This window comes from Streptomyces sp. Tu6071 (assembly GCF_000213055.1).
Taxonomy (GTDB): Bacteria; Actinomycetota; Actinomycetes; order Streptomycetales; family Streptomycetaceae; genus Streptomyces; species Streptomyces evansiae.
The window spans coordinates 2,220,230-2,242,827 of record NZ_CM001165.1; the positions used below are offsets into that span (position 1 = coordinate 2,220,230).

A 22,598-nucleotide genomic window follows, 5' to 3' on the forward strand; every position below is an offset into this window, starting at 1 on the left:
GGCCCCGCCGACCGGCGGAGACCCCCCTGTCCCGGCCGGCGCCCGCGAGGACCCCGGCCCGCCCGGTGGGGACCCATGAACCCCCGGGCGCCGATTGGCTGTCGGACCGGAGGCAGTGGACCGAGCGTGCCCGATCGTGGTGCATTCGGCGGCCCCGCACAAGGGGTTCGTTACTGACTAGTAACGCCGACATGACCGCAGGGCATCGGCCGTGGCCCCCGATGGCACGGAAAGTCGCTTCGCACAAGGGCGCATAACCGGACATCACCCCACGACGAGCGACGGAAGGTCGGGCTCCTCTTACTGCAAGTAACAGCACCCCCTCTTTGCCAAGTTTTGGCAAAGAGGGGGTGCTCACGTCGCCGTGTCGCCAAATCCACCGGGGCACGGAACGGGGGCATATGCCCGGTTACCCGCCTAGAAGAGCACGCGCGCGAGGGCCTGACGGGCCGCCACGACGCGCGGGTCGTCCGGGCCCACGACCTCGAAGAGGTCGAGGAGGCGCAGGCGCGCGGTGTCGCGCTCCTCGCCGAAGACCTGGCGAATGGTGTCGACGATGCGCCCGAAGGCGTCCTCGACGTGGCCGCCCGCGAGGTCGAGGTCGGCCGCCGCGAGCTGCGCGGAGACGTCCTTGGGGCGCTCCGCCGCGTCACTGCGGACCTTCGCCGGGTCCAGCTCGGAGACGCGGCGCAGGAGTTCCGCCTGCGCGAGCCCGAGCTTGGCCTCCGTATTGGCCGGGTCCTCGCTCAGGACGTTGCGGTACGCCCGCACGGCGCCCGCGAAGTCGCCGGAGTCGAGGGCTTCCACGGCGGCCTGGAGGAGGTGGTCGTAGGGGCCCGCGGGCTCCTCCTCGGCGGGGGCGCGCTCGGCGGCGGAGGCGTCGACCTGGATTCCGGTGAGGCCGAAGCGCTCCTCGCCGACCTGGATGAGCTGGTCGAGGATCTGGCGGATCTGCTCCTCGGGCGCGGCGCCCTGGAAGAGCGGGAGCGCCTGACCGGCGACGACGGCGAAGACGGCGGGGATGCCCTGGACACCGAACTGCTGCAACAGCATCTGGTTCGCCTCGGCGTCGACGCGCGCGAGGACGAACCGGCCGTTGTACTCGACGGCGAGGCGTTCGAGCACGGCGCTCAGCGCGGCCGAGGGCTCGGCCCGCGGGACCTGGAAGTCGATGACGACGGGGACTTCGGTGGAGAGCTGGAGCACCTCGTGCTCGAAGCCCGCCTCGTCGACGTCGATGACGAGCCCCGAGGGCGGGACCGCTCCCGTGTCGCCCGCGCGGGCACGCTCGGCGCGGGCCTGCTCGGCCTTGGCCTTGGCCTCCTGGGCCGCCTTCACCGCGGCGAGGTCGACGACCCCGCTCATGGACATGTTCCGTGGCTGCATGTGCCCATCCTCCCCCTTCGGCCGCCGCGGCGGAAAAGCCAGGTGCAGGATGCACCGGCTCTCCGCGCACTCGCCCGGGGGCGGACCGTTTCCGAGCCCGTACGAAGTCACTCGTACGGGGTGTGCGCACCACGCGGGGCGGCGGGTGCGGCACGTGTTCCCCGGGGTCCCCACCCCGGGTGCGGTTGTCGCTCGAAGCCTCCCCGCGGGACGGGGAGCTTTTCGCTACGCGTCGTAGCGTAACTCCTGAGCGCGTCGCGCGCGCGGTGATCTCGTTCACACCCCGCAGTGCTACTGGCCGGTATGGTCACGCCATGCCCGCCTCCGACCTGCCCCCGTCCGCCGCGACACCCGCCCCGGCACCGCCCGACCGGCATCGCTCGGGGCGGCCCCGCAGCGCCGCGGCCGATGCCGCGATCCTCGCGGCGACGCGCGAGGTGCTCGTCGAGTCGGGCTGGTCGGGGCTGAAGCTCGGGGACGTCGCCGCGCGCGCGGGTGTCGCGAAGACGACGCTCTACCGGCGCTGGGCGGGCAAGAACGAACTCGTCGTGGACGCGGTCGCCGTGCTCTTCGACGAACTCGAACTCCCGGACTGCGGAAGCCTCGCGGGGGATGTCTCGGCCGTCGTGCTGCGCTTCGCGCGGCTCCTGGAGCGCCCCGAGACCCGTACCTCGCTCATGGCCGTCATCGCCGAGTCGACGCGCGACGAGGCGCTGCGTGACCGCATCCGCTCCGCCATCGTCGACCGCCAGAAACGCCTCGTCCTGCTCGGCCGCCGCCGCGCCCAGGACCGCGGCGAGATCGCCCGGGACCCGGACCCGGTCTCGGCGGCCCGCAACGCCGACCTCATCTTCGACGTCATCGCGGGCACGGTCGTGCACCGGGCGCTGGTGAGCGCGGAGCCGGTGGACGAGGAGTGGTCGCGGCGCCTCGCGGCGCTGCTCATCGAGGGCCTGGAGGGCTGAGGAAGGCGGGCGCTCGGGTGGGTGTGGCGTGGTGTGGGGGTACGGGGCGGAGGCGCGGGGGCGCGCTCACCGGTGGTGCGGAGGCCGCCGGGGCGGGGGGCGCTCGCCCGTGGTGCGCAACCGGCGAGGGGCGCTCGCCCGTGGCACGAAACCGGCGGGGGCTCACCCGTGGTGCGGAGGCCGCCGGGGCGGGTGCGCGCTCACTCGTGGCGCGAGGTGCCGCCCGTGCCCCGTACCGCCGTCTCCGGCGCCCGTGCCGCGCTGTCCGTCAGTCCCCGTAGCAACTCCTCCTCGCGCGAGCCCGGTTCGGCCGTGTAGAGGACGATCCGCTGGTCGTGCTCCTCGTCGAGGAGGACATCGCAGTCGAGGGTGAGCGGGCCCGCCTCCGGGTGGTGGATCGTCTTGCGGTCCTCGCGGTGGCGCCCCACGAGGCCCTGGTCCCACAGCGCGGCGAAGCGGGAGTTGCCCGCGCGGGTCTCGGCGACGAGCGCGAGCAGCTCGGGGTCCCCGGGGTAGCGCGCGAGGGCGCGGCGCAGGTCGGCGACGAACGTACGGTCCGTACCGGCCGCGTCGCTGGACTCGACCAGGACCGTGCCGTCGGCGGGCACGGCCCCGGGGACGGGGAAGCGGCGGCGGATGAAGTTGAGGCGGCCCGGCCCCGGTTCGCCGAGCAGCGCGGCCCAGGCCGGGTTCCACCACAGCAGGGTCCAGTCGGCGGCGAAGACCGAGGCGGGCGCGTCGCCGAGCCTGCGCAGCAGGCGGCGTACGCCGGGCGAGACGACGCGGGGCACGGAGCGGGCGGCAGGGGGGCGGAGCCCGGCGAGCAGGTGCAGGTGCTCGTCCTGGTCGGCGTCGAGCCGCAGGGCGCGCGCGAGAGCCGCGACGACCTGCGCGGACGGGTGGCCGGCGCGGCCTTGTTCCAGGCGTACGACGTAGTCCACGGAGAGCCCGGCGAGCGCGGCCAGCTCCTCGCGGCGCAGCCCCTTGGCCCGCCGTCCGCGGCCCGCGGGGAGACCGGCCTCCTCGGGGCTGACGCGGTCGCGCCAGCGGCGCAGCGTGGCGCCGAGACCATCGGCATCCGTGGTGCTCATACGACCAGCCTACGAGCGCGTGTCCGCCAGGTGCGCGGCGAAGGTGGTACGGGCGTTCCTACCGTCGAAGGGTGCCTGGATAAGGCCGTAGGGGCGGCGCACTCTCGGAGGCATGACCACCACGATCACTCTCATCAGCGGGGCCGCTCGCGGCCTCGGACTCGAAACCGCCCGCCGTCTGTCGGCGCTCGGCCACACCGTCATCGTCGGCGCCCGCGACGCGGAGCGCGGGCGGGCCGTCGCCGAGGAGGTCGGGGGCCGTTGGGTGGCGCTCGACGTCGCGGACCCCGCGTCCGTGGAGGCGGCGGCGAAGGACGTCGCGGGGCACGAGGGCCGTATCGACGTCCTGATCAACAACGCGGGCATCACGGGCCCCCTCAAGGAGGCCGCCGACGTCACGGGCGAGGACGCGCGCGCGGTGTTCGAGGTGAACGTCCTCGGCATCGTGCGGATGACGCACGCCTTCCTGCCGCTGCTGCGCGAGTCGGCGGATCCGCGCGTCGTCAACGTGACGAGCGGGCTCGGTTCGCAGACGCTCACGCACGACCCGGAGCGCGTCGAGTACTCGGTCGTCTCGCCGCTCTACACCTCGTCCAAGGCGGCGGTGACGATGCTCACGACGCAGTACGCGCGCGGCGTCGAGGGCGTCCGCTTCAACGCGGCCGACCCCGGCTACACCGCGACCGACCTCAACCACCACACGGGCACGCAGACCGTCACGGAGGGCACCGACGCGATCGTGGCGCTCGCCACGGAGGACGCGTCGGCGGGCACCGGGCGCGCGGTGGACCGCGTGGGCCCGCTGCCGTGGTGACGGGGGGCTGAGAGCGCGGGGGTACACGACGAGGCCGGACACCGCGGGCGAAGCGGGGTCCGGCCTCGTGTGCGTACGTGTGCGGTGCGCGGGAGCGGTCACCGGCCCGTGCGGGTGCGCGGCCCGCGACGCGGGCGGTTCCCGGCCTGTACGTGTGCGGGTGCGCGGCCCGTACGTGGGCGCGGTGCGCGGCCCGCGACGCAGGGGGGCGCGCGGCCCGGATCAGCTCTTCTCGGCCTCGGCGCCGGCTCCGGCCGCGGCGCGGGCGGCGGGGACGGCCGCCGCGTCCCGCGCGGCGACCTTGGCCTCCAGCTCGGGGGTGATCTTGCGCTCGACGAAGAACGCGGCCGTCGGGATCGTGCCCGCGATCAGCACCCAGAGCTGCTTGCCGACCTTCCACTTCGCCTTGGAGCCGAGGTCGAAGGCGACGACGAGGTAGACGACGTAGAGCCAGCCGTGGGCGATGGCGATGACCCGGGTCGGGCCGGAGGCGCCGTCGATGTCGAGCACGTACTTGGCGATGACACCGAGGGTCAGCAGGACCAGCAGCACACCGGTGACGTAGGCCATCACGCGGTAGCGGGTCAGCACGCTCTTCTTCATGGGGGGAGCCTAACCGGGCGGATCGGGCGAACGGTACGCGGGGCGGGCACGCACGCGAAGCCGCTGGTCAGCCCTGCCGGGCCGGTCGGACGGCCCGTCGGGCCCCGTCAGCCCTCGAAGTCGCCGGCCGCGACGCGCAGCGGGCGCAGCAGCGCGAAGATCTCCGCGCACTCCTCGGCGTCGTACGCGCCGAGGCCGAAGTCCATGTCCATGAGGTCCTTCGTCGCCGCCTCGACGACCTCGCGGCCCTTGGGCGTGATGGAGGCGAGGGTGCCCCGCCCGTCCTGCGGATTGGGGCGCTTGGCGACGAGACCGGAGCGCACGAGGCGGTCGACGGTGTTGGTCACCGAGGTGGGGTGGACCATGAGCCGCTCGCCTATCTTCGACATCGGCAGTTCGCCCGCCTTGGAGAAGGTGAGCAGCACGAGCGCCTCGTAGCGCGCGAAGGTCAGCCCGTACGGCTTGACGACGGCGTCGACCTCGGCGAGGAGGATCTGCTGGGCCCGCATGATCGAGGTGATCGCGGGCATCGAGGGGACGTGTCCCCACCGCTGCCGCCAGGAGTCATCCGCGCGGGCGATCGGGTCGAAGGAGAGGCTGAGCGGCTTCGGCACGTCCCCGACCCTACCGGCCGGTCATATCGTGGTCAGCCCCGTCTCATCCTTCGGCCCCCGGGCGTCCGGGACACGGCGCGCGCGGCGCGCGGCGAGGGCGAGCGGGAGGCAGCAGACGGTACCGAGGAGCCCCGCCCCCGCGACGACGAGGTGCGGGTCGAGCCGTTCGGCGACGGCTCCCGCGAGGGCCGTGCCGAGGCCCTGCGCGGTCATGAGCCCGGCGGTCTGCACGGTCATCGCGCGGCCCCGCAGCTCCACCGGCACGGAGTCGACGAACCAGCGGTCGAGCCCGAGGGTGTACGCGGCCGAGGCGCCGGTCACGAAGAGGAGGGCGAGCAGCGGCAGGTAGCCGGGGCGCAGCAGGCACAGGGCGAGCGGGAGGGTGCCGAGCGCGGCGAGCGGGAGGGCGAGGCGGGCGCGGGCCGCGGGGGTGAGGAGGGTCCCGGCGAGCAGTTCACCGGTGATCATCCCGGCGGAGATCGCGGCGAGCAGCAGCCCGAGGCCCGCGCCGCCGACGCCGAGTGAGGCGGCGTAGGGCGCGGCGAGCCCTTCGGGGACGACGGCGAAGGCCGGCGGCAGCCAGAAGAGGAGGAGCGCGAGGCGCGGCCCGCGCAGGGCGAGGACGGCGCGGACGCCGGAGAGCGAGTCGCGGACGAGCCCGCCGGCGGCGGTGCGGGCGCGGGCGGGGCGGCGGCGCGTACCGAGCCGGAGCAGGGTGGCGGAGCCGAGGAAGGTCGCGAGCGTGACGAGGAGCGCCCCGCGCGGCGGTACGAGCACGAGCAGCAGCCCCCCGACGCCGTACCCGCCGAGCAGCGCGGTCTGCGAGACGATCCGCAGCAGCGAGCGCCCGAGGACGAAGGCCTCGCCGTCCCCGAGGATGTCGCCGAGCGTCGCCATCCGCGTCCCCGCGAACACGGGCGCGACGAGCGCGAGCACGACGCGCAGCGCGAGCAGCCCCGCGACGGGCGTGACGGGCAGCGCCATGACCGCGACGCAAGCGGCACAGACGAGATCGCAGCCGACGAGCACCCGCCGCGCCGGATACCGGTCGGCGAGCCCCGCGAGCAGGGTCCCGCCGAGCAGGTAGGGCAGCAGGCCGAGCGCGAAGGCGAGGGCGGAGAGGAAGGGGGAGCCGGTGAGCGCGAAGACGAGGACAGTGAGGGCGATCTCGCTGACGACGGTGCCGAGGAGGGAGCAGAGGTGGGCGAGGAAGACGGCACGGAACTCGGGGATGCGGAAGAGGGCGAGATAGCGGGGATGGGGGGCGGTGGGGGCGGTGGGGTTGGTGGGCGTGATCGGCGTCGGGGTGGGGGCGTTGTGCTCGGGCATGGGGCGAGCATCGGGGGGCGGGGGCGCCGGACGTATCGTTTCGGCTCCGGCCGAATCGGCGGGCGGGAAAGACGAGGGCGAGCGTGGCACAGCGTCTGCATCTGGGGGACCGGGACCTGTTGCGGTGCCGGTTCGCGTTCTCGCCGTTGTGGGAGACGCAGGAGGCGGTCCGTACGCTGACACGGCCCGACCGCTTCCCGTACCACCACGGGCGGCTGGACCGGATGCGCGCGGCGGCGGCCGGGCTCGACCTGCGGCCGCTGTGGCGACTCATGCCGCACCGGGGCCACTCCCCCGACTTCTGGGCGCCGCCGCCGGACGGAGCGACGGCGGAGATCGGGGAGGAGCTGGCGCGGGTACGGGCGACCGATCCCGCCGCCGCGCGCAGGGACCTCGCGACGGCATTGCGTTCGGTACGGGGCGGTACGGAGTCGGCGTGGGGGCGCGCACTGCTCGCCGAGCCCGCGCGGGCCGTGGCGGAGGCGGCGGATCTCCTCGAACGGGCCTGGCACGCGCTCGTGGAGCCGGAGTGGCCCCGGCTGCGGGCGCTGCTCGAAGCGGACGTGGCGCACCACGCGCGGCGGCTCGCGGAGCTGGGGCTCGGCGGGCTGCTGCCCGAACTGGACACGCGGGTCCGCTGGGAGGGCCGGACGCTCACGGTGGACAAGCGCGGCGACCACGAGCGGTGGCTGCGGGGCGAGGGCCTGGTTCTCATGCCGAGCGTCCACACGTGGCCGGACGTCGTGACGGGCGTCGAGGAACCGTTCCAGCCGACGCTGGTCTACCCGGCGCGGGGCCTCGCCTCGCTGTGGACGGGAGTGCCGGAACGGGCGCCGGACGCGCTCGTGGGGATTCTCGGCGCGGGCCGCGCGGCGGTGCTCGCGGCGCTGGCGGTCCCGGGCACGACGAGCGGCCTCGCCGACCGCCTCGGCCTCGCCCCCTCCTCGGTCTCGGCCCACCTGACGTCCCTGCGCACGGCGGGCCTCCTCCACGCCCGCCGCTACGGGCGCGAGGTCGTGTACCGGCGCACGGGGCTGGGGACGGCGTTGGCGGAGGGGAAGGGGTGAGGCGCATTCCCGACGTGCACGACCTCCGTGTGGCCGCCTGACAGGCCCCCACCCGCCAGGCACCACGGCTCCGCACGTACGCGCGCGCACGGGCCACCCCCTCGGCCCCGCGGACTCACCCGCACAGCACCCGGGCCCCCTCGCGCGCACGCGACGGGGCCCGGAACGGGAAGCTGTCGGGTTCAGGACTTCGGGGTGTCCTCGCCCAGGATGCGGTCGATCGTCTCGACCTTGCGGGTGAGGCCGTCCTCGACGCCGGGGCGGATGTCCGCCTTGAGGACGAGCGACACGCGCGAGCTGCGGGCCTCGACGGCGGCGGTGGCGCGCTTGACGACGTCCATGACCTCGTCCCACTCGCCCTCGATGCTCGTGAACATCGCGTCGGTGCGGTGCGGCAGGCCGGATTCGCGGACGACGCGGACCGCTTCGGCCACGTACTCGCCGACCTCCTCGCCGACGCCGAGCGGGGAGACGGAGAAGGCGACGATCATGCGTTCACGATCCCTTCGCGCCGGGCGCGGCCGGCGATGACCGCGTCCTCGGCCTCGCGCTTGAGCTTGCGCTCGGCGAAGAAGCCGCCGGTGGGCAGGACGGAGAGGACGAAGTAGAGGATGCCGCGCCCCGCGGACCACTTGGCGCGGTTCCAGGCGTCGATCCAGAAGATCACGTAGAGGACGAAGAGCACGCCGTGGACCATGCCCATGACCGGCACGGCGTTGAAGTCGGTGGTGCGCTTGAGGATCGAGCACACGAGCAGGAGGAGGAAGGAGACCGCCTCGGGGGCCGAGACCAGGCGGAGGCGGCGGAGGGCGGAGGCTGTCTTGATGTCCACGGCGCGGAACTTTCGGTCGGGGGTCGGGAGGAGCGGACGGGATGGGGAGGTCCGCGCACGCTCTCACACGATCTTGTGAACGCGCGCACAAGCCGCCTCATTCTCGCAGCCCGCCGGGGCGGGGAGGGATGGGGGTGGGGTGGCCCTGCTCACGCCGCCGTCGCGATCCCGCGCTCCCGCCCTTGGCACCCGGAGGCAGGGGCGCACGCGACGACACCACACGCGCCACCCCGGCCCACCCGCACCACCCCTGGTCCCCCGCGCGCCGTCTCCGGCGCCCCACGCGCCCCTGAGGTCTCTCGGGGTCGGATCTCCGGGACGATTCAGGGTCGAAACGGCTCCCGGGGACGCCCGGCGCCCAGTACCTTCGAAGGCGTGGCTCACCTCCGACTCCAGGGCAGCAAAGTGCTCGCCGTCCAGCTCACCGGCGATGCCGTGCGGGCGAAGAACGGCTCGATGGTCGCGTACGACGGCCGGATGAACTTCAAGAAGCTCTCCGGCGGCGGCGACGGCCTGCGCGGCATGGTCACGCGCCGGCTCACGGGGGAGCAGATGGAGGTGATGGAGGTGCGCGGCGAGGGCACGTGCTGGTTCGCCGACCGGGCGACGGAGATCAGCGTCGTGAGCCTGCGCGGCGAGACGCTGTACGTGGAGGCGAGCAATCTGCTGTGCACGGATGCCGGGCTGCGCACGGGGACGACGTTCACGGGCCTGCGCGGGGCGAGCCAGGGGCAGGGGCTCTTCACGACGACGGTCGAGGGGAGCGGGCAGGCGGCGTTGCTCTCGGACGGGCCCGCGATGGCGCTGCGGGTCAGCTCCGCGTACCCCCTCCAGGTCGACCCCGGCGCGTACGTGGCGCACCAGGGGCAGTTGCGCCAGCACTTCCAGTCCGGCGTCAACTTCCGCACGGTGATGGGCGAAGGGGGCGGCGAGGCGTTCCAGATCCGGTTCGAGGGCGAGGGTGTCGTGTGGGTGCAGCCGAGCGAGCGGAAGACGTTCGGGGGTGACCTCTGATGCCGTTCAGGGAGATCAACTCGAAGATGGTCGAGGCGCAGGTGCTGCCGGGGCAGCGGCTCTTCAGCCAGCGGGGCGCGATGCTCGCGTACCGGGGGGAGGTGAGCTTCACGCCGAACGTGGGCGGCGGTCAGGGCGGGGTCATGTCGATGATCGGGCGGCGGGTCGCGGGTGAGGCGACGCCGCTCATGACGGTCGAGGGCCACGGCACGGTGCTCTTCGGGCACGGCGGGCACCACGTGCAGGTGGTGAACCTGTCGGGCGACACCCTGTGCGTCGAGGCGGACCGGTTGCTCGCCTTCGACGGCTCGCTCCAGCAGGGCACGCTCTTCCTCGGCGCGCAGGGCGGCGTGATGGGGATGGTGCGCGGCCAGGTGACGGGCCAGGGCCTCTTCACGACGACGCTCAAGGGGCACGGCGCCGTCGCGGTGATGGCGCACGGCGGGGTCATCGAGCTGCCGATCACGCCCGGCCGCTCCGTGCACGTCGATCCGCAGGCGTACGTGGCGCACTACGGCGAGGTACGGAACAAGCTGTCCACGGCCCTCGGCTGGCGCGACATGGTGGGCCGGGGCTCGGGCGAGGCGTTTCAGCTGGAGTTGTCGGGGCAGGGCGCGGTCTTCGTGCAGGCATCGGAGGAGAAGCTGTGAACCCGCTCGTCCCCGACGGCACACCCGTCCTCGATCCGCACGCGCTGCCCTCGGACGACAACGTCAACGCGTACACGTTCTGCGTGGAGTTGCGGGGCTCGCAGTGGTTCCTGCAGAAGGGGAAGATGATCGCCTACTACGGGCGGATCTCCTTCGACGGGATCGGCAGCGGGCGCTTCGACCGGCTCCTGCGGACGAGTTTCCACTCGCCGTTGCACGCGAGCGACTGGGTCGTCGCGGAGGGCGAGGGGAAGATGCTCCTCGCGGACCGGGCGTTCGACGTCAACAGCTTCGACCTGGAGGACGGCAACCTCACGGTCCGCTCGGGCAACCTCCTCGCGTACGAGCCGAGCCTCGCGCTCAAGCAGTCGATCGTGCCCGGCTTCCTGACCCTCATCGGCACCGGGAAGTTCATCGCCGCGTCCAACGGTCCGGTCGTCTTCATGGAGCCGCCGTTGCGCGTCGACCCGCAGGCGCTCGTGGGCTGGGCGGACTGCCCCTCGCCGTGCCACCACTACGACCACGGCTACCTGAGCGGTTTCCTCGGCGGTGTCCGCGCCCTCACCGGGCTCGGCGGCGCCTCCGGCGAGGAGCACCAGTTCGAGTTCGTGGGGGCCGGCACCGTGCTCCTCCAGTCGAGCGAGCAGCTCATGCCGGAGACGGACATCGGCACGACCCCCGCGGAGCCGGGGGTGCCGGGCGGCGGGGGCGCCGGGCGCCCGGGGATGCCCGGCCACGCGCCCGGCGGGGCGGGCGGGGCCCAGGGACTGCCCAGGATGCCGGGGCAGTTGGGGGACATTCAGCGGAGGTTCGGCTTGTAGGGATTGACCGGCGGCGCGCGGCGTCGGGGCGGCGCCGTGACGGGCGGGCCGGGTTAGGGTGGCGGCTCGTGGGGCAGCTCACGTCAGAGGTTTCGTTCGGTTTTCAACTTCTTCGGTAGAATGTCTTCATGGACACGGAGAAGACGACGAGCGAGGCCACGCCGTGGCTCAGCCAGGACGAGCAGTGCGCCTGGCGCACCCACCTGGAAGTGAACCGGCTCCTCACCCACCAGCTCGAACGTGATCTCCAGCCGTTCGGGCTCACGATGAATGACTACGAGATCCTGGTGAACCTCTCGGAGGCCGAGGAGCACCGGGTGCGGATGAGTGATCTCGCCGCCGCGACCCTCCAGTCCAAGAGCCGGCTCTCGCACCAGATCACCCGCCTGGAGAAGGCGGGCCTCGTCCGCAGGGAGAACTGCGAGTCCGACCGGCGCGGGCTCTTCGCCGTGCTCACCGAGCCGGGCCTTATGACGATGCGCGAGGTCGCCCCGCACCACGTGGCCTCCGTGCGGCGCCACTTCATCGACCGGCTCACCCCCGAGCAGCTCACGGCGCTGCACGACTTCCTCCGGCCCATCGCCGAGGGACTGCGCGAGGTGCGCGAGGCACGCTGAGCCGGGCACGCCACCCGCCGACGCCCCCGGCCACGCCACCCGCCCAGCTCAGGCGCGGCCGACCCCGGCCACGGCCCACCTCAGGCACCGCCCGCGCCAGGCACCGCCCGCGTCAAGCACCGCCGTCCCCGTCCCCGCACCTCCCGCTCCGGCCGCCTCAGGCCAGTCCGCCCGTCGCGCGTACGTTCTGCCCGGTGATCCAGCGCCCGTCCGGACCGGCGAGGAAGGCGATGACGTCGGCGATGTCGGACGGGGTGCCGAGGCGGGCGAGCGGGGTCATGGCCGGGACGGCGGCGAGCGCCTCGGGCGGGTTGGCGCCGCGCAGCATGTCCGTGTCGGTCGCGCCGGGCGAGACGGTGTTCGCCGTGATGCCCCGGGCCCCGAGTTCCTGGGCGGCGACGGCCATGAGCTGCTCGACCGCGCCCTTGCTCATCACGTACGGGGCGATGCCGGGCCCCGGGCGCACGGTGTTCGCCGTCGAGACGGTGATGATCCGGCCGCCGTCGCGCAGGTGGCGGGCCGCGTAGCGCGTGGTGAGGAAGACGGCGCGGGTGTTGACGGTCAGCACCTCGTCGAAGTGCTCCGTGCCGGTCTCCGCGAGCGGGAGCCGGGCGGACGTGCGTGCCGCGTTGTTGACGAGGATGTCGAGCCCGCCGAGGCGCGCGTCGGCCGCCGCCATGGCCTGCTCGGTGGCCGCCGCGTCGGCGAGGTCGAGCCGCACGGCGTACGCCTGCCCGCCCCGGGCCCGTACCACCGCGCACACCTCGTCGGCCGCTTCCCGCTCCCGCCGGTACGTGAGGACGACCCGCGCGCCGTCGCGGCACAGCCGTTCCACGACGGCCCGGCCGATCCCCCGCGACCCCCCGGTGACCACGGCGTTCTTCCCCGCCAGCACACCCTCCGCACCCGTCACGGCGCCCCCTCTCGTCCGGTGGCAGGGGCCCGACGCCAGTACCGGGACGGCGAATCCTCCAGGGCCCCGATCCGCCACCGCCGCGTCTCACCCCGCGCGCCACCCCGGCCCCGCACGCCGCCCCATCTCACCCGGCACGCCCCCGCCCCACTTCACCGGCGCCCCGCCTCACCCGGCACGCCCTCGTGCCCCCGTCCCGCCTCACCCCGCCAACGGCACCCGCAGCACGAACTCCGCTCCCCCGCCCGGCCGTTCGCCCGCCACCAGCGAGCCTCCGTGGCGGTGGGCCGCGTCGCGGGCGATGGCGAGGCCCAGGCCCGCGCCGCCCTCGTCGCGGGTGCGGGCGTCGTCGAGGCGGACGAAGCGTTCGAAGACGCGGTCGCGTTCGGCGGGCGGGACGCCGGGGCCGTCGTCGGACACCGTCACGACCGCGTCGGCGCCCTCCTGGCGCAGGGCGAGGGTGACCTCGGAGCGGGCGTGGCGGCGCGCGTTGTCGAGGAGGTTGCCGAGGATGCGGCCCAGCTGGGGCGCGGAGCCGCGTACCTCGTAGCCGTCCGCCCGTTCGGGTTCGATGCGGGCGCGCAGGCCGTGCTCGGCCGCCTCGCGCGCGACGAGGTCCGCGAGCCGCACCGGCCGGTCGGGGGGCCGCTCCCCCGCGTCGAGCCGCGCGAGAAGGAGCAGGTCGGCGGCGAGGTGCTGGAGCCGTACGGTGTCCTCCACCGCCCCGTCCAGGTCGAGGAACTCCGGGTGTTCTGCGCCCACTTCGAGCTGCGTGCGGAGCGAGGCGATGGGGCTGCGCAGCTCGTGCGAGGCGTCGGCGACGAAGCGGCGCTGCTTGTCGACGGCGTCCTGGAGGGCGGCGAGCGTCGCGTTGGTGGTACGGGCCAGGGCGGCGATCTCGTCGTGCGTCGCGGGCTCGGGGACGCGGCGCGCGAGGTCGCGCGAGCCCGTGATGGCGTCGAGTTCGGCACGGATGCCCTCGACGGGCCGCAGGGCGCGCCGGGTCACGGCCCACGTGACGGCGGCGACGACGGCGAGCAGCACGGGCAGCCCGATGAGCATGACGGTGAGCGCGGTGCGCACGGCGCTGTCGGCGGCGTCGAGCGGCGCCCCGGCGAAGACGGTGAACGTCCGCGCGTCGTCGTCATCCCCGGAGTCGGCCTCGGAGCCGGGGCCGGAGCCGGAGTCGTCGTCGGTTTCGGCCTCGGAGTCGCCCCCCGAGGAGCCCGTGTCCGACCCCGAGCCCGTGTCCGAGTCGTCCTCGCTCTCCCGGGGCTTCACCTCGATCGCCGCCCACCGGTACGTGCCCCGGTCCCCGTCGATGACGGCCTCGCCGCTACTCAGGTGGGCGTCGTCGTCGAGCGTGCCTCCCGAGGGCGCGGGCCCGGCGGACGGCCTGACGCCGCTCGTCCCGGTACCGCTCACGGACTCCAGGTCCTCGCTGACGGCCCGCACCCGGCCCGTGCCGTCCACGATCTGCACGGGTTCGTCGTCATCGTCGGGGAGGTCGAGCGCGTCCCAGGACGTGCCGGTGGCGAGGCGCGCGGCGACCTTGCGCGCGGCGGACTCGGCGTCGGCGCCCGCGCGGTCGATGAGGTTGGCGCGCAGCGAGAGGACCACGGCCGTGCCCGCGGCGACGAGGACGACGGCGACGACGAGCGTCGCGGCGACGGTGGCCCTGGCCCGTACGGAGCCGAAGAGGCGCCTCACGGGCGCTCCAGGAGGTACCCGGCGCCGCGCACCGTGCGGATGAGGCCGGCGCCGAGCTTGCGGCGCAGCGTGCTCACGTACACCTCGACGATGTTCGGGTCGCCGGAGTAGGCGAAGTCCCAGACGTGTTCGAGGATGTCGGCCTTGGAGACGACCTGTCCGGCGCGGAGCACGAGGTGTTCGAGCACCGCGTACTCCTTCGCCGTGAGGGGGATCTCCTCGCCCGCGAGGCGGACGCGGCGCGCGCCCGTGTCGAGGCGGAGCGCCCCGAGTTCGCGCACGGGCGGTGCCCCGGTGGCGCGGCGGCGGAGCAGCGCCTTGACGCGGGCGCGCAGGACGACGTACGAGAAGGGCTTGGTGAGGTAGTCGTCGGCCCCCGTGTCGAGCCCCTCGGCCTCGTCGTACTCGCCGTCCTTCGCGGTGAGCATGAGGATCGGCGTGTCGTCGCCCGCGGCGCGGAGCGCGGCGCAGACGCGGTAGCCGTTCATGCCGGGGAGCATGATGTCGAGGACGATCAGGTCGTAGCCGCCCTCGGTCGCCCGGCGCAGGCCCTCGGTCCCGTCGTGCGCGATGTCCACGGCGTAGCCCTCGGCGCCGAGGCCCAGGGCGAGGGAGCGGGCGAGGCGGCGTTCGTCCTCCACGATCAGCAGGCGCATGCCGCACAGCCTGCCAAATCCTCCCTGAAGCGGCCTTCAGGAAGCTTCAGGAAGCCTTCAGGCGGCGCGGGCAACAGTGAGTCACGTCATCAAGCCCGCTCCCGCAGGAGGTTCCTCATGAAGCGCAAGCCCGTATTCGCCGCTCTCGCCGCCGCCGTCGTCCTCGCGGCCGGGGGCGGAGTCGCCGCCGCGTCCCTCGGAGATGACGGCGGTACGTCCGCGGCCTCCGGTACGGGTACGGGGGCGACGACGCACGAGCGGGCGGGGCTCACCCGTACCGGGGCCGACGACACGGCCCGCGAGGACCGCGACGACCGCGACACCGACGACCGCGACGACGACACGCGCCACGGCGCCGGGCGCGACGACACCGCGCGCCACGACGACACCGACGACACCGACGACGACCAGGACGACGACGCCCGCGAGCGCGCCCACGACGCCGCCGAGCACAAGGCGGAGGCCGCCGCCGCGCGGAAGGTGGCGGCGCCCGACGCCCTCGCCGCCGCGCTCGCGCACACCCCGGGCCGCGCCCTCTCGGCCGAGATCGACGACGACCAGGACGGCCGCCTCGTGTGGGAGGTCGAGATCCTCGACGGCTCCGGGAAGCTCCGGCACGTCGACGTCTCGCCGTCGAGCGGGAAGGTCCTCGACGCGCGCACGGAACGCGGCGACGCGGACGACGTACGGGCCGCGAAGGACCTCCTGACCGGTGACGCGACGAGCGCCGCGAAGGCCGCGCGGGCCGCCGCCGCGAAGGGCACGGTCGTCTCCGTCGACCTGGAGGAGGAGCGGAACGGGTACTGGAGCGTCGAGACCGGGCCCGCGGAGGCGGAGTGGTCCGTCGCGCTCGACGGGGCGAAGGTCACGCAGGGAAGCGACGACTGAGGCCCCTCTCACGCTCACCGCCGAGGCCCCCGGCCCGCGCGCTTGCCGCCGAGGCCCCCGTCCCCTCGCGTAAGCCGCCGCCGAGGCCCCGGCATACCCCCTGCGGTCCCCGGACACTCCCCCGAGGTCCGGACACGCCCCCGAGGTCTCCGGCCATGCCCCCGGCCGAGGCCCCGATCAGGTCCCCGCCGAGGCCCCCGGTCGCGTTTCGCGGCCGGGGTCCCCGGTCATGTCTCCCCCCGTGGCCCCTGTCACGTTTCCCCGCGCCGCCCGGTCATCCCGGCGAAGCCACCCGCTCGTCGCCCCGGAGGCCCGTCATGTCCTGGCCGCACCTCGCGCTTCTCGCCCTCGCGCTCGTCCAGCTCGTCGACGCCGTGCTCAGCCTGCGTCCGGTGGGCTTCGTGCGCGACTGCCTCAGCGACGTCGGGCTGCCGCGCCGCTGGTGGCGGCTGCTCCCGGTGGTGAAGGCGGCGTCGGCGGCGGGGCTCGTGGCCGGTGTCCGGTGGCACTGGCTCGCGGTGCTGACCTCGGCGGCGCTCGTCCTCTACTTCCTGCTCGCGATCGGCGCGCACGTACGGGCGCGGGACTTCGGCCGCAACCTCTTCCTGAACGCGAGCGGGATGCTCGTCCTGTGCGCTGCGGTACTGGTGATCACGCTGTCCGCGTGAGGGCCGCGCGCGAGGCGGGAGTGCGTACGGAGAAGGGGGCGGACTCCCCGCACGGAGTCCGCCCCCTTCTCCTCGTTCCCCTACTTCTTCGGCACCCGCACCACGAGCGCGTCGCCCTGCCCGCCGCCCCCGCACAGGGCCGCGGCGCCGACGCCGCCGCCGCGCCGCTTCAGCTCCAGGGCGAGGTGGAGGACGAGGCGGGCGCCCGACATGCCGATCGGGTGGCCGAGGGCGATCGCGCCGCCGTTGACGTTCACCTTTTCCGGGGTGACGCCGAGGTCGGCCATTGACTGCACGGCGACGGCGGCGAACGCCTCGTTGATCTCGATGAGGTCGAGGTCGTCGACGCCGATGCCCTCCTTGGAGAGCGCGTGCTTGATCGCGTTCGACGGCTGCGACTGGAGCGAGTTGTCCGGGCCCGCGACGTTGCCGTGCGCGCCGATCTCGGCGAGCCATTCGAGGCCCAGTTCCTCGGCCTTGGCGCGGCTCATCACGACGACGGCCGCGGCGCCGTCGGAGATCTGCGAGGCGGTGCCCGCGGTGATCGTGCCGTCCTTGGTGAAGGCCGGGCGGAGCTTGCCGAGCGTCTCGACGGTCGTGTCGGCCCGGACGCCCTCGTCCGTGGTGAGGAGGACGGGCTCGCCCTTGCGCTGCGGGATCTCGACGGGGGTGATCTCCGCCTCGTAGATCCCGTTCTTCTGCGCGGCGGCGGCGCGCTGGTGGCTCAGCGCGGCGAACTCGTCCTGCGGGGCGCGCGTGATGCCGAGGCGGGCGTTGTGCTTCTCGGTGGACTCGCCCATCGCGATGTTCTCGAAGGCGTCGGTGAGGCCGTCGTGGGCCATCGCGTCGAGCATCTCGATCGCGCCGTACTTGTGGCCCGCGCGGGAGTTCGGGAGCAGGTGCGGGGCGTTGGTCATGGACTCCTGGCCGCCCGCGACGACGATGTCGAACTCACCGGCGCGGATGAGCTGGTCGGCGAGCGCGATCGCGTCCAGCCCGGAGAGGCACACCTTGTTGACGGTGAGCGCGGGCACGCTCATCGGGATGCCGGCCTTCACGGCGGCCTGGCGGGCCGGGATCTGCCCGGCGCCCGCCTGGAGCACCTGGCCCATGATCACGTACTGGACCTGCTCCCCGCCGATCCCGGCCCGCTCCAGCGCCGCCCTGATCGCGAAGCCGCCGAGGTCGGCGCCCGAGAAGGACTTGAGCGAGCCGAGGAGACGGCCCATCGGGGTGCGGGCGCCGGCGACGATCACCGACGTGGTGCCCTGGGTTCCAGCTGTTCCGGACATGACGCACAGCCCCTATGCAGTGAGAGTGAACGAGGGTTTACCTCAATGTACTGAGCGGTGAGCGGGCGGTCACCGGGCCGGTCGTGTGACGGGGCGCACCCCGGTGCGACGAGGGGGCGCGACGGGATCATCGGCCGGAAGCCGACGGAGGACTGACCTCCGGATAGGGGTGCCGGTAGGGTTGGCCCCCGGCTCCCGGTCGCGACCGTGGGCCCGGCCTCGCGGTCGTGACCGCGGGGTCGCGGGCCGGGGTCCGGGTGGCAGGGGCGATGTCGGGGCGGCGGTGCGCGCCGGGGCGGCTGTCTGACACCATTCCCCGGGAAACGGGAGCACGCCCGCCGGGCGCGCACCCGCACGAAGGGAACCGGTCCGCCGGACGGGTCCCCGCAGGACCGGAGCACGTCCGAAGGGCGGGCGGGCTCGCTCGGAGTGTCACGACCAGGGGACGGATGGGACCGCGCGGTGCGGGGCTACGAACGCCAGGAGAGCCACCAAGCTGCTGACGACGACCACCTCTCACGGTTCGAAGCCGAGATGAAGCGGCTGAAGACCGATCGGGAGAAGGCCGTCCAGCACGCCGACGACCTCGGCTACCAGGTCGAGGTCTTGCGCGCCAAGCTGCACGAGGCGCGGCGCGCGCTCGCGCTCCGTCCTCGGTACGAGAACGGCGACATCGCCTACCAGGCCGAGCAGATGCTGCGCACCGCGCAGATGCAGGCCGATCAGCTGCGCATCGACGCCGAGCGCGAGCTGCGCGAGGCCCGCTCCCGCACCCAGCGCCTCCTCCAGGAGCACGCGGAGCAGCAGGCGCGGCTCCAGGCCGAGTTGCACCAGGAGGCGACGAGCAGGCGCCAGCAGCTCGATCAGGAGCTGGCGGAGCGCCGCGCGACCGTCGAGTCCCACGTCAACGAGAACGTCGCCTGGGCCGAGCAGTTGCGCGCCCGCAGCGAGGCACAGGCCCGGCAGCTCGTGGACGAGGCGCGGGCCGAGTCCGAGCGGGCGCTCGCCTCCGCGCGCGCGGAGGCGCAGCGCGTCGTCGAGGAGACCAGGCAGCGCATCGGCGGCGAGGCGGACAGCGCCCGCACCGAGGCGGACGGGCTGGTGCGCCGGGCGCGCGCCGAGGCGGAGCGGCTGCTCTCCTCGGCCGCCGCGCAGGCGCAGGAGGCCACCGAGCACGCCGAGCGGCTGCGCACCTCCGCGACGAGCGAGACCGAGGAGGCGCGTCGGCAGGCCGCCGAGCAGGCCAGGGCGGCCGAGGAGCGGCTCGCCGAGGCCGAGCGGGTGCTGCGCGAGGCGCGGACGGCGGCCGAGAAGGTCACGGGCGAGGCCGACGAGCGGGCCGCGAAGGTCCTGTCGACGGTCGAGGCGGACAACGAGCTGCGCACCCGTACCGCCAAGGAGCAGATCGCGCGCCTGGTGAGCGAGGCCACCAAGGAGGCCGAGGCGCTCAAGGCGGACGCGGTACGGGAGCGGGACGAGGCCGTCGCCGAGGCGGAGCGCGTGCTCGCCGAGGCGGCCGAGAAGGCCCGCAGCTCCGCCGCCGAGGACGCGGCGGCGGCGCTCGCGAAGGCGGCGCGCAGCGCCGAGGAGGTGCTGCACAAGGCCGAGGAGGACGCGCGCGCGACGACCGGCTCCGCATCGGCGGAGGCCGAGCGGATCAAGGGCGAGGCGCAGGCCGAGGCCGACCGGCTGCGCGCGGAGGCCGAGGCGGCGGCCGACGAGCTGCGCGGTGCGGCGAAGGACGACACCAAGGAGTACCGGGCGCGGACCGTCGAGCTCCAGGAGGAGGCGCGGCGGCTGCGCGGCGAGGCCGAGCAATTGCGCGCCGACGCGGTCGCCGAGGGCGAGCGCATCCGGGGCGAGGCGCGCCGCGAGGCGGTGCAGCAGATCGAGGAGGCCGCGGGGCGGGCCGAGGAGCTGCTGACCAAGGCGCGTTCGGACGCCGAGGAGCTGCGCGGCACGGCGGCCGAGGACGCGGAGAAGACCCGCGCGGAGGGCGAGCAGAAGGCCCGCGCGCTGCACGAGCAGGCCGAGGAACTCCTCGCCGAGGCGCGGACGGAGGCCGAGCGGCTCACGGCCGAGGCGGCCGAGCGCGGCGAGGCGGAGCGGGCGCGCGCCGAGGAAGCGGCGGCGGAGCTCCGCGCCGAGGCGGAGCGCGCGGCGCAGGCCCTCAAGGACGACGCGGCCGAGGAGCTGACCCGGCTGCGGGCCGAGGCCGAGCAGCGCCTGACGAGCGCCGAGGAGGCGCTGAGCGAGGCGCGCGCGGAGGCGGAGCGGCTGCGCGCGGCGAGCGCGGAGGACGCGGAGCGGGTACGGGCCGAGGCGGCCGAGCGGGCCAGGGCGGTGCGCGAGGAGGCCGAGGCCGAGGCGGAGCGGCTGCGGACCGAGGCGGCGGCGGAGGTCGCGGCCTCGCGGGCCGAGGCGGAGCAGACCGCCGTACGGCTGCGCGCGGACGCCGAGAACGAGGCGGCGCGGGTCCGCAACGAGGCCCGCGAGACCGGTGAGCGCCTGCGCGCCGAGGCGGGCGCGGCGGCCGAGCGGGTCACGACGCAGGCGGCCGAGGAGCTGGCCGCGGCGCAGGAGGAGGCGGAGCGGCGGCGGCGCACGGCCGAGGAGACGCTGGAGTCCGCGCGCACCGAGGCGGGCGAGGAGCGGGAGCGGGCGCGCGAGCGGGCCGAGGAGCTGCTGACGAAGGCCCGCACGCGGGTCGAGGAGGCGGAGGCCGAGGCCGTCCGGCTCGTCGAGGAGGCGGAGACCCGGGCCGGGGAGCTGGTCACGGCGGCGGAACTGTCCGCGCAGCAGGCGCGCGAGGCCGTCGCGGGGATAGAGGAGCGGGCCGAGGAGGCCGCCAGGGGGCTGCGCTCGGCGGCGGAGCACGCGGCGGAGCGGACGACGAACGAGGCGCGCGAGGAGGCCGAGCGGGTCCGCGCGGACGCCTACGCGGAGCGCGAGCGGGCGGGCGAGGACGCGGCACGCCTGCGGGCCGAGGCGCGCGAGGAGCGTACGCAGGCCACGGAGCTGGCCGAGCACACGGTGCGCGAGGCGGCCGAGGAGGCCGAGCGGCTGCGGACCGGGGCCCAGGAGGCCGCCGAGCGGCTGCGCACGGAGTCGGAGCAGGCGGCCGAGCAGCTACGGACCGGCACCGAGCAGGCCGCGGAGGCGCTGCGCACGGAGACCGAGCAGGCCGCCGAGGAGCTGCGCACGGCGACCGAGCGGCACGCGGAGCAGGTGCGGGCCGCGCTGGCTGGCGAGCGCGAGAACGCGGAGCGCGAGGCGCAGGCGGCGCGGGCCGAGGCCCGCGAGGACGCGCGCCGTATCCGTACCGAGGCCGCGGAGGCCGCCGACACGCTCCTGACGGGTGCGCGCACGGAGGCCGAGGAGCTGACGGCACGCGTCGCGGCCGAGACGACGCGGCAGCGCGAGGAGGCGGCGGCCGAGGCCGAGCGCGAGGTCGTCGGCGCGACGGCGGAGGCGAACCGGCGGCTCACGCGGGCCAAGGACGAGTCGGAGCGGCTGCTCGCCGAGGCGAAGGCCGCGGCCGAACAGCTGCGCGACGACGCCGAGTCGGCCGCGGCGCGGGCCCGCGAGGCCGAGCAGGCGGCGAAGGAGCGCGCGGCGGAGCTGACGGCCCGTACGGCCGAGGAGGCGGAGCGGGCCCGGAGCGAGGCGCGCGCGGAGGCGCAGCGGCTGCTCGACGAGGCGCGCGCGGAGGCGAACAAGCGGCGCACCGAGGCGGCCGAGCAGGTCGACCGGCTCGTCTCGGAGGCGAGCGCGGAGGCCGAGAAGCTGTCGAACGAGGCGCTCGAAGCGGCGCTCAAGACGACGGCGGACGCCGAGGAGCAGGCCGACCGGATGGTGGGCGCGGCGCGCTCGGAGGCGGAGCGGGTCGTCGCCGAGGGCCGTGCCGAGGGCAACGCGGCGGTCGAGAAGGCGCGCGCGGACGCGGACGAGCTCCTCGTCGGGGCGCGCGGCGACGCGACGCGGGTGCGGGAGCGGGCCGAGGAGCTGCGCGAGCGGATCACGGCGGAGATCGAGGAGCTGCACGAGCGGGCGCGCCGTGAGTCGGCGGAGGCGATGCGCACGGCGGGCGAGCGCTGCGACGCGCTCGTCAAGGCGGCCGAGGAGCAGCTCGCCGAGGCCGAGGCGAAGGCGAAGGACCTCCTCGCCGACGCCAACTCGGAGGCGGGCAAGGTCAGGATCGCGGCGGTCAAGAAGGCCGAGACGCTTCTGAAGGAGGCCGGTCAGAAGAAGACCGAGGCGGAGGCGCTCGCCGACCGGCTCGTCGCCGACGCGAAGGCGGAGGCGGAGCGGATCACGACGGAGGGGCAGCGCGAACTGGACATCCTGGTGCGGCGGCGGCAGGACATCAATGCCGAGATCGGCCGTGTCCAGGACGTGTTGGAGGCGTTGGAGAACTTCGAGGCCCCCGGCGGCAAGAACGCCGGCGGGCCGGGCGAGGGGTCCGGGAAGGGCGCGGCCGGGCGGGACGCGCCGAACGGCGTCAAGGCGGGGGCCGTGGCCGGATCGACTCGTTCGGGTGGAAAGCAGACGGAGCGGTAGTCACAGTGTCAGGAGTGCGCACGGCGTCCGGAGTGCCGCGGGTGCGAGCCGGAGGGACGGTGTTCCCGGTGACGACGGACAGTCAGTCGTCCTGTGCGGGCGCTGTGT

At 74.7% G+C, this 22,598-nt stretch carries 21 protein-coding genes; 10 read left to right on the forward strand and 11 right to left on the reverse strand.

Annotated elements, in window-relative coordinates; all coding sequences use genetic code 11:
- Nucleotides 1-417: 417 nt before the first annotated feature.
- Nucleotides 418-1,386, reverse strand: coding sequence for a tetratricopeptide repeat protein (locus STTU_RS08905; RefSeq protein ID WP_078518952.1), 969 nt, complete (start codon nt 1,384-1,386; stop codon nt 418-420).
- 314 nt (nt 1,387-1,700) lie between these two features.
- Between STTU_RS08905 and STTU_RS08910 the strand changes: the two genes are divergently transcribed.
- Nucleotides 1,701-2,351 (forward strand): TetR/AcrR family transcriptional regulator, encoded by a 651-nt coding sequence (locus tag STTU_RS08910; RefSeq protein ID WP_007821940.1) that lies wholly within the window; start codon nt 1,701-1,703, stop codon nt 2,349-2,351.
- A gap of 200 nt (nt 2,352-2,551) precedes the next feature.
- On the opposite strand, the gene STTU_RS08915 is transcribed toward STTU_RS08910, so the two are convergent.
- Nucleotides 2,552-3,442 (reverse strand): helix-turn-helix domain-containing protein, encoded by an 891-nt coding sequence (locus STTU_RS08915; protein WP_007821941.1) that lies wholly within the window; start codon nt 3,440-3,442, stop codon nt 2,552-2,554.
- A gap of 112 nt (nt 3,443-3,554) precedes the next feature.
- Between STTU_RS08915 and STTU_RS08920 the strand changes: the two genes are divergently transcribed.
- A complete protein-coding gene (locus tag STTU_RS08920) occupies nt 3,555-4,256 on the forward strand; it encodes an SDR family NAD(P)-dependent oxidoreductase (protein ID WP_007821942.1) in 702 nt (233 codons plus the stop codon).
- Nucleotides 4,257-4,478: 222 nt separating this feature from the next.
- On the opposite strand, the gene STTU_RS08925 is transcribed toward STTU_RS08920, so the two are convergent.
- From STTU_RS08925 to STTU_RS08935, 3 genes are all read right to left on the reverse strand, one after another.
- Complete coding sequence (locus tag STTU_RS08925) at nt 4,479-4,859, reverse strand: DUF3817 domain-containing protein (RefSeq protein ID WP_007821943.1); 381 nt, start codon at nt 4,857-4,859, stop codon at nt 4,479-4,481.
- Between the two features lie 107 nt (nt 4,860-4,966).
- Nucleotides 4,967-5,473 (reverse strand): MarR family winged helix-turn-helix transcriptional regulator, encoded by a 507-nt coding sequence (locus tag STTU_RS08930; RefSeq protein WP_007821944.1) that lies wholly within the window; start codon nt 5,471-5,473, stop codon nt 4,967-4,969.
- 21 nt (nt 5,474-5,494) lie between these two features.
- Complete coding sequence (locus STTU_RS08935; protein WP_007821945.1) at nt 5,495-6,802, reverse strand: MFS transporter; 1,308 nt, start codon at nt 6,800-6,802, stop codon at nt 5,495-5,497.
- 83 nt (nt 6,803-6,885) lie between these two features.
- On the opposite strand from STTU_RS08935, the gene STTU_RS08940 reads away from it, so the two are divergent.
- On the forward strand, nt 6,886-7,869 hold the full coding sequence (locus tag STTU_RS08940; protein ID WP_007821946.1) for an ArsR/SmtB family transcription factor: 984 nt from the start codon (nt 6,886-6,888) through the stop codon (nt 7,867-7,869).
- Nucleotides 7,870-8,051: 182 nt separating this feature from the next.
- Here STTU_RS08940 and STTU_RS08945 read toward each other — a convergent pair whose 3' ends face one another.
- The gene (locus STTU_RS08945) at nt 8,052-8,360 is read right to left on the reverse strand and encodes an MTH1187 family thiamine-binding protein (RefSeq protein ID WP_010269873.1); all 309 of its coding nucleotides are present in this window, start codon (nt 8,358-8,360) and stop codon (nt 8,052-8,054) included.
- A complete protein-coding gene (locus STTU_RS08950; RefSeq protein ID WP_007821948.1) occupies nt 8,357-8,701 on the reverse strand; it encodes a DUF3817 domain-containing protein in 345 nt (114 codons plus the stop codon). Before STTU_RS08950 ends, STTU_RS08945 begins: the two co-directional genes overlap by 4 nt.
- Before the next feature lie 375 nt (nt 8,702-9,076).
- On the opposite strand from STTU_RS08950, the gene STTU_RS08955 reads away from it, so the two are divergent.
- The 4 genes from STTU_RS08955 (at nt 9,077) to STTU_RS08970 (ending at nt 11,803) form a co-directional block, all read left to right on the forward strand.
- Nucleotides 9,077-9,715, forward strand: coding sequence for an AIM24 family protein (locus STTU_RS08955; protein ID WP_029396879.1), 639 nt, complete (start codon nt 9,077-9,079; stop codon nt 9,713-9,715).
- Nucleotides 9,715-10,365 carry an AIM24 family protein gene (locus STTU_RS08960; protein ID WP_007821950.1) on the forward strand — a complete coding sequence of 217 codons (651 nt, stop codon included), beginning with the start codon at nt 9,715-9,717 and terminating at the stop codon, nt 10,363-10,365. The genes STTU_RS08955 and STTU_RS08960 overlap by 1 nt, the downstream gene beginning before the upstream one ends.
- Entirely contained in the window at nt 10,362-11,186 is an 825-nt protein-coding gene (locus STTU_RS08965) for an AIM24 family protein (protein WP_043254629.1), read from the forward strand. The genes STTU_RS08960 and STTU_RS08965 overlap by 4 nt, the downstream gene beginning before the upstream one ends.
- Before the next feature lie 128 nt (nt 11,187-11,314).
- Complete coding sequence (locus STTU_RS08970; protein WP_043254630.1) at nt 11,315-11,803, forward strand: MarR family winged helix-turn-helix transcriptional regulator; 489 nt, start codon at nt 11,315-11,317, stop codon at nt 11,801-11,803.
- A gap of 157 nt (nt 11,804-11,960) precedes the next feature.
- Here the strand turns inward: STTU_RS08970 and STTU_RS08975 are convergent, their stop codons facing one another.
- The 3 genes from STTU_RS08975 to STTU_RS08985 form a co-directional block, all read right to left on the reverse strand.
- Entirely contained in the window at nt 11,961-12,716 is a 756-nt protein-coding gene (locus STTU_RS08975) for an SDR family oxidoreductase (protein WP_007821954.1), read from the reverse strand.
- 201 nt (nt 12,717-12,917) lie between these two features.
- Nucleotides 12,918-14,426, reverse strand: a complete 1,509-nt coding sequence (locus STTU_RS08980; RefSeq protein WP_043254632.1) for a sensor histidine kinase — start codon at nt 14,424-14,426, stop codon at nt 12,918-12,920.
- The gene (locus tag STTU_RS08985; protein ID WP_007821956.1) at nt 14,423-15,082 is read right to left on the reverse strand and encodes a response regulator transcription factor; all 660 of its coding nucleotides are present in this window, start codon (nt 15,080-15,082) and stop codon (nt 14,423-14,425) included. The genes STTU_RS08980 and STTU_RS08985 overlap by 4 nt, the downstream gene beginning before the upstream one ends.
- A gap of 117 nt (nt 15,083-15,199) precedes the next feature.
- Here STTU_RS08985 and STTU_RS08990 point away from each other — a divergent pair, with 117 nt between their 5' ends.
- Nucleotides 15,200-15,970, forward strand: coding sequence for a PepSY domain-containing protein (locus tag STTU_RS08990; RefSeq protein WP_043254634.1), 771 nt, complete (start codon nt 15,200-15,202; stop codon nt 15,968-15,970).
- A 317-nt stretch (nt 15,971-16,287) separates the two neighbouring features.
- The gene (locus tag STTU_RS08995) at nt 16,288-16,638 is read left to right on the forward strand and encodes a DoxX family protein (protein ID WP_007821958.1); all 351 of its coding nucleotides are present in this window, start codon (nt 16,288-16,290) and stop codon (nt 16,636-16,638) included.
- Between the two features lie 80 nt (nt 16,639-16,718).
- On the opposite strand, the gene STTU_RS09000 is transcribed toward STTU_RS08995, so the two are convergent.
- Nucleotides 16,719-17,930, reverse strand: a complete 1,212-nt coding sequence (locus STTU_RS09000; protein ID WP_052862341.1) for an acetyl-CoA C-acetyltransferase — start codon at nt 17,928-17,930, stop codon at nt 16,719-16,721.
- A 462-nt stretch (nt 17,931-18,392) separates the two neighbouring features.
- Between STTU_RS09000 and scy the strand changes: the two genes are divergently transcribed.
- Nucleotides 18,393-22,490 (forward strand): polarized growth protein Scy, encoded by a 4,098-nt coding sequence (gene scy, locus STTU_RS09005; RefSeq protein ID WP_007821960.1) that lies wholly within the window; start codon nt 18,393-18,395, stop codon nt 22,488-22,490.
- The last annotated feature ends 108 nt before the right edge of the window (nt 22,491-22,598 follow it).

Coding starts and splice junctions, on each gene's coding strand:
- STTU_RS08970 (WP_043254630.1), top strand. CDS start 11,315: ATGGACACGGAGAAGACGACGAGCGAGGCCACGCCGTGGCTCAGCCAG.
- STTU_RS08990 (WP_043254634.1), top strand. CDS start 15,200: ATGAAGCGCAAGCCCGTATTCGCCGCTCTCGCCGCCGCCGTCGTCCTC.
- STTU_RS08920 (WP_007821942.1), top strand. CDS start 3,555: ATGACCACCACGATCACTCTCATCAGCGGGGCCGCTCGCGGCCTCGGA.
- STTU_RS08960 (WP_007821950.1), top strand. CDS start 9,715: ATGCCGTTCAGGGAGATCAACTCGAAGATGGTCGAGGCGCAGGTGCTG.
- STTU_RS08915 (WP_007821941.1), bottom strand. CDS start 3,442: ATGAGCACCACGGATGCCGATGGTCTCGGCGCCACGCTGCGCCGCTGG.
- STTU_RS08925 (WP_007821943.1), bottom strand. CDS start 4,859: ATGAAGAAGAGCGTGCTGACCCGCTACCGCGTGATGGCCTACGTCACC.
- STTU_RS08995 (WP_007821958.1), top strand. CDS start 16,288: ATGTCCTGGCCGCACCTCGCGCTTCTCGCCCTCGCGCTCGTCCAGCTC.
- STTU_RS08945 (WP_010269873.1), bottom strand. CDS start 8,360: ATGATCGTCGCCTTCTCCGTCTCCCCGCTCGGCGTCGGCGAGGAGGTC.
- STTU_RS08905 (WP_078518952.1), bottom strand. CDS start 1,386: ATGCAGCCACGGAACATGTCCATGAGCGGGGTCGTCGACCTCGCCGCG.
- STTU_RS08985 (WP_007821956.1), bottom strand. CDS start 15,082: ATGCGCCTGCTGATCGTGGAGGACGAACGCCGCCTCGCCCGCTCCCTC.
- STTU_RS08910 (WP_007821940.1), top strand. CDS start 1,701: ATGCCCGCCTCCGACCTGCCCCCGTCCGCCGCGACACCCGCCCCGGCA.
- STTU_RS08935 (WP_007821945.1), bottom strand. CDS start 6,802: ATGCCCGAGCACAACGCCCCCACCCCGACGCCGATCACGCCCACCAAC.
- STTU_RS09000 (WP_052862341.1), bottom strand. CDS start 17,930: ATGTCCGGAACAGCTGGAACCCAGGGCACCACGTCGGTGATCGTCGCC.